Source organism: Nocardioides sp. (genome assembly GCF_041600255.1).
Lineage (GTDB): Bacteria > Actinomycetota > Actinomycetes > Propionibacteriales > Nocardioidaceae > Nocardioides.
Genome location: NZ_JBFIKK010000186.1, coordinates 1 through 4,719, shown reverse-complemented (window position 1 = coordinate 4,719; position 4,719 = coordinate 1). Strand labels below are relative to the sequence as shown.

Annotated in this window: 6 protein-coding genes; 1 reads left to right on the top strand and 5 read right to left on the bottom strand. The window is 70.7% G+C overall.

Going from position 1 to position 4,719, the window contains the following annotated elements; all coding sequences use genetic code 11:
• Positions 1-89: 89 nt before the first annotated feature.
• Together ABZE72_RS15790 and ABZE72_RS15785 are read right to left on the bottom strand one after the other, a co-directional pair.
• Complete coding sequence (locus ABZE72_RS15790; protein ID WP_372729991.1) at positions 90-1,193, bottom strand: ring-opening amidohydrolase; 1,104 nt, start codon at positions 1,191-1,193, stop codon at positions 90-92.
• A 22-nt stretch (positions 1,194-1,215) separates the two neighbouring features.
• On the bottom strand, positions 1,216-2,163 hold the full coding sequence (locus ABZE72_RS15785; RefSeq protein WP_372729990.1) for a carbamate kinase: 948 nt from the start codon (positions 2,161-2,163) through the stop codon (positions 1,216-1,218).
• 141 nt (positions 2,164-2,304) lie between these two features.
• Here ABZE72_RS15785 and ABZE72_RS15780 point away from each other — a divergent pair, with 141 nt between their 5' ends.
• Entirely contained in the window at positions 2,305-3,024 is a 720-nt protein-coding gene (locus tag ABZE72_RS15780; RefSeq protein ID WP_372729989.1) for a TIGR00266 family protein, read from the top strand.
• Between the two features lie 18 nt (positions 3,025-3,042).
• Here ABZE72_RS15780 and ABZE72_RS15775 read toward each other — a convergent pair whose 3' ends face one another.
• From ABZE72_RS15775 to ABZE72_RS15765, 3 genes are all read right to left on the bottom strand, one after another.
• On the bottom strand, positions 3,043-3,762 hold the full coding sequence (locus ABZE72_RS15775; protein ID WP_372729988.1) for a hypothetical protein: 720 nt from the start codon (positions 3,760-3,762) through the stop codon (positions 3,043-3,045).
• An 83-nt stretch (positions 3,763-3,845) separates the two neighbouring features.
• Positions 3,846-4,289 carry a DUF1801 domain-containing protein gene (locus ABZE72_RS15770; RefSeq protein WP_372729987.1) on the bottom strand — a complete coding sequence of 148 codons (444 nt, stop codon included), beginning with the start codon at positions 4,287-4,289 and terminating at the stop codon, positions 3,846-3,848.
• A 3-nt stretch (positions 4,290-4,292) separates the two neighbouring features.
• A partial coding sequence (locus tag ABZE72_RS15765; protein WP_372729986.1) for a hypothetical protein occupies positions 4,293-4,719 on the bottom strand: 427 nt, incomplete at its 5' end.

Here is a 4,719-nt window from a genome sequence, read left to right as displayed (position 1 = left end):
GGGGGGTGCAACCGAAAGTGGCAGGTCAGCGGTCTGTGGGCAACCACAAGTGGCAGGTCAGCGGCCTGTGGGCAACCACAAGTGGCAGGTCAGCCGAGGTCGACGATGGCCGCCACCGGGCCGCCGCCGTCGGGGCCCTGGTGGGCCGCGGAGACGGACACGAAGACGGCCGGGTCGCCGGTGACGGCCGCCGTGACGCCGCCGACCGCGGCCTTGATCTGGCGGTGCCAGTGCACGTCGGAGTCGTCGAGCATCGCGTTGCGACGTCCGCGCACGGTGCCGTCCTGCGAGACCTCGCACTTGAGGAAGACGTTGACGAGTCGACCGTCCAGGTCGGAGGGGTGGGGGCGTTCGGGCAGGTCGAGCCCGGCGGAGCGGATCGCCTCCCAGATCCCGTCGGCGTCGAGGGCGTCCTTCATCACCGAGTGGCCGACCCGGTAGCGCCCACCGACGCCGCGGGCGTTGCCGACCACGACGATCTGGGCGACGTCGAGCTCGACGCCCGAGGAACATGACGCGACCGCGGAGTACAGCGACCGGTCGTGCATCACGTCCGCATCGGTCGGCATCTCGATCTCGCCGAGGGCGACCGCGATCCCGAGCGCGGTGCAGCCGTTGGAGAGGTCCATCGACTCGTGGGTGTGCTCGGTCCACACCGTCTTGCCGCGGGACTTGGCGTCGCGGATCGTGTGCACGGTGAGCAGCGGCGTCTTGGTCTGCACGTAGTGGACGTCCGCGACATCGGTGATGCCCGCCTTCTCCATCGCGACCTTCACGGCATCCGCGACCTTGGCGACCATCGCCACTCGGCCGATGTCCTCGGGCAGCAGTTGCTCGCTCATCGCGAAACCGACGGTCAACCGCGGCTCGTCGGTCGGTACGACGTCCTCGGGCGGCACGGTGGCGAAAATCGTCGCGTGCGGGCTGATCACACCGTCGGTGCCCCCGGACCAGACGATCGGCACCTGCTTGACCTGCTCGGCGGGTGCCCCCTTCTCGACCAGCACCTCGCGGAACGCCCGGTCGGAGATGATCCGGGTGTAGTCGTTGACACCGCCGTTGCCCTCGGTCTTGCCGATGATCGCGATCACGCGGTCGGCTGCCATCACCCCGTCGTCGATCAGCTTCGCGAGCTCGGAGGCGTCGGCGACCGAGTGGATCGGGACCTTGCGTACTTCGATGGCGTCGGGCATGGGTTCCTCCTGGGTGCGGTGGTCAGTCGGGGACGACGAGAGTGCCGACGCCCTGGCCCGGCGGGCTGGTCACGGCGGCGACGAGGTTCGGGAGATCGGTGATCACGGCACGAGACCCACCGGCCTCGACGAAGCGGCAGGCCGCCTCGACCTTCGGGCCCATCGAGCCGCTGGCGAAATGGCCCTCGGCGGCCAGCGCCCGGAGCTCGGAGACGGTGACCGTCTCGACGTTCTCGGCATCGGGCTGTCCGAAGCGGAGGACGGCATGCGAGACGTCCGTGCCGATCACCAGCACCTCGGCCTCGACGGTCTCGGCGAGCAGGGCGGCGCCGAGGTCCTTGTCGATCACGGCCTCCACCCCGTGCACGGAGCCGTCCTCGGCCCGCACCACGGGGATCCCGCCACCGCCGTTCGCGACGACCACGAAGCCCGCCTCCACCAGCGCCCGCACGGCCGGGGCGTCCAGGATCTCCAGCGGCTCCGGGGAGGCCACCACGCGGCGCCAGCCCTTCTCCCCCCGGTCCTGCCAGGTCTCGCCGTGCTCGACGAGCAGGTGCGCCTCGTCCGCCGGCAGGAACCGGCCGATCGGCTTGCTGGGCGTGCGGAACCCCTCGTCGTCGGCAGCGACCCGGGCCCGGGTGACGACGGTCGCCGTACGCCGGTCGAGGTGGCGCCGCGCCAGCGACGCCTCGAGGGCGTTCATCAGCACGAAGCCGAGGGTGGCCTGGGTCTGGGCGCCGCACCAGTCCAGCGGGACGGGCGGCACGACGGCAGCCGCCACCTCGTTCTTGACGAGCAGGTTGCCCACCTGGGGGCCGTTGCCATGGGTGACGACGACGTCGAACCCCTCGGCGATCAGGTCGGCCACCGCCTCCATCGCGACACCGGCGGCGGCGACCTGGTCCTCGACGCGGGCACGCCCCTCGGCGTTGGTCATGGCGTTGCCACCCAGTGCCAGCAGGACCCTCATGCCCTCGAACCTAGGTGACCCCTCCCCCGGCGAACACCAGCAACTACGACCAACGCACCGCCCTGCGGTGGGCAGGTGTTGCCGAACATCGCTCCGTCGACGATGCTCCGCCGATCGGCCTGCGCGCCGCTAGGCTCCGACATGTCCGGCCCGGACGAGGCCGCAGCCGAGGGAGCCCAGATGCAGACCGAGATCCTCTACAGTCCCGCGTACGCCGCCGCGAAGCTGACCCTCGAGGCCGGCGAGTCCGTCCGTGCCGAGTCCGGTGCGATGCTCGCCATGTCGCCCGGCCTCACCATGGAGACCTCCACCCAGGGAGGCGTCCTCAAGGGCCTGCGCCGAGCGGTCCTCGGCGGCGAGTCGTTCTTCATGAACACCTTCACCGCCCAGGCCGCCGGCGCCGAGCTCTACCTGGCTCCGGCGCTCTCCGGCGACGTGGTGGCCTGGCCGCTGGAGGGCAACACCCTCTTCGTGCAGTCGGGCTCGTTCCTCGCCTCGTCCAGCGGGATCGAGGTCGACACGAAGTGGGGCGGCGGGAAGACCTTCTTCTCGAGTGAGGGGCTGTTCGTGCTCCGGATCAGCGGGCACGGCAACCTCCTGCTCTCCAGCTACGGCGCGATCCACGCGATCGACCTGCAGGCCGGTCAGAGCTACACCGTCGACACCGGCCACATGGTGGCCTGGACCGAGAGCGTGACCTACCAGGTGCGCAAGGTGGGCGGCTGGAAGTCGACCCTCTTCTCCGGCGAGGGACTGGTCTGCGACCTGACCGGACCGGGACGCATCTACGTCCAGACCCGCAGCCAGTCCGCGTTCCTCAACTGGCTGCTCCCCCAGCTCCCCCAGCCCAGCAGCAGCTGAGCCGACGACCTGGGTGGCTCAGGCGCCCCTGGCCGCGAGCGGCTCGCTGCCCGCGCGCTCGTCCGCGCCCTCGTCCTCGTCCTCGTCGACGAAGTGCGGATCCGCCAGCAGGTACTGCGTGAGCGGGCCCGGCGCAGCGTGCGGTGGGCGGACCGGCTCGGGGATCATCCGCCCCTCCACCGTGTCCCAGAACGAGTCGACCGTGTGGACGACCCGGCGGGCCACCCGACCGGCCACGCCGGTGTGCGGCAGGTACGGGTGCGGACGCGTGGGCGCGGCGCGCTCGGCCGCGTGCAGCCGATCCGCCAGCCGTACGATCTCGGTCTCGTCGAGGACCAGGGCGATCCGCTCGGCGAGCATGAACTCGCTGCGGCGCTGGACGTCCAGCGCCTCCTGCACCTCCGCCCAGACCTCGCTCCACGGTCGTCCCATCTGGAAGACCGAGCCGTAGGCGCGTGCCTTGACGTGGTTCAGCGCGAGCTCGAGACCACGGGCCACGGCGAGGTACTCGCGCACGTACCTGACACCGTGGGGGACTTGTGACCTGACCTCGGGCAGGAAGACGGCATCCACCGCGTTGAGGTGCTTGCTGGCCGCCGCCAGAAAGGTGTCGACGTCCTCGTATCCCTTGCGGGGCTGCCCGGGGGGCGACGCCATCGCGCTCGCCTCCTCGAGGCGCGTCGCGAGCTCTTCGTGGGTGTACAGGACGGAACTGCGGAAGACGTCCAGGGTCTCCATGGCGCTCACCCTCCCAGGTAAAGATACGTCCAGCATGCGCCTGCCGGGGAGCCCACACAAGGACGCCCGGCCCCGGGGAGCGGTCAGCGCCGGTGAACCGTCTCGTGACGTGAGATGAGCTCGTCCACGCCGACCATCGCCACGACCTGCCCGATCACGTCCAGCGGCAGGTCCTCGAGCTTCCGGAACCGCAGACAGGACTTGCCCATGTCGAGACGCAGGCCACGCTCGGCGTACTCCTGGCGGAGCCAGGCCAGGGCTGCGTCGTCGGAGTAGAGCCCCATCAGGTAGAGCGCCATGTGGTTCTTCTGGGAGGCGAGGGAGATGTAGGCCAGCGGTTTGCCGTTGTAGGTCTTCGGACAGCGGCTCAGCGGCACGACCCAGCTGATCATCCCCCACTCGATCTGCTCGGCGTAGCCGTCCGGCAGGTGCTCGTTGACGACGTCGCGGACGCGGCTGATCGCGGCACGGCGCTCGTCGGGGAGCTCGGCGAGGTACGCCTCGGGCGTGGGTGCGTCACTGTGCATCGCTCAATCCTCGCCGATCGGGGCACGGGCGGCGGCGACCGCCTGACGCATCGTGGTGGGTGGCCGGCCCAGCAGGCGGGACATGTCCGAGGTCGGCACCGGCAACCCGCCTCGCTGGTACGACGCGAACATCGCCATCAGCCACGAACGCACTCGGTCCTCGAGACCTGTTCCCTCGTGCGAGGCCCACTCCTCGGGCGAGATCTGCTCGACGGTGACCCCCGCCAGTGCGGCGACCTCGCCGACGGAGCCCGCGAACGACGCCAGCTGGTAGGTCGCCGCGTCGTGGCCCTCCTCCAGCAGCACCCGAGCCGCGGCCTCACCGAGGTCGGGCAGGTGGACGAAGCCGAACGGCGCATCGGCTCGGTAGGGCAGCCGCAGTCTCCGGCCCGGCACGTCGTCCGGGGCCAGGTCGTCAGGGGCCAGGTCG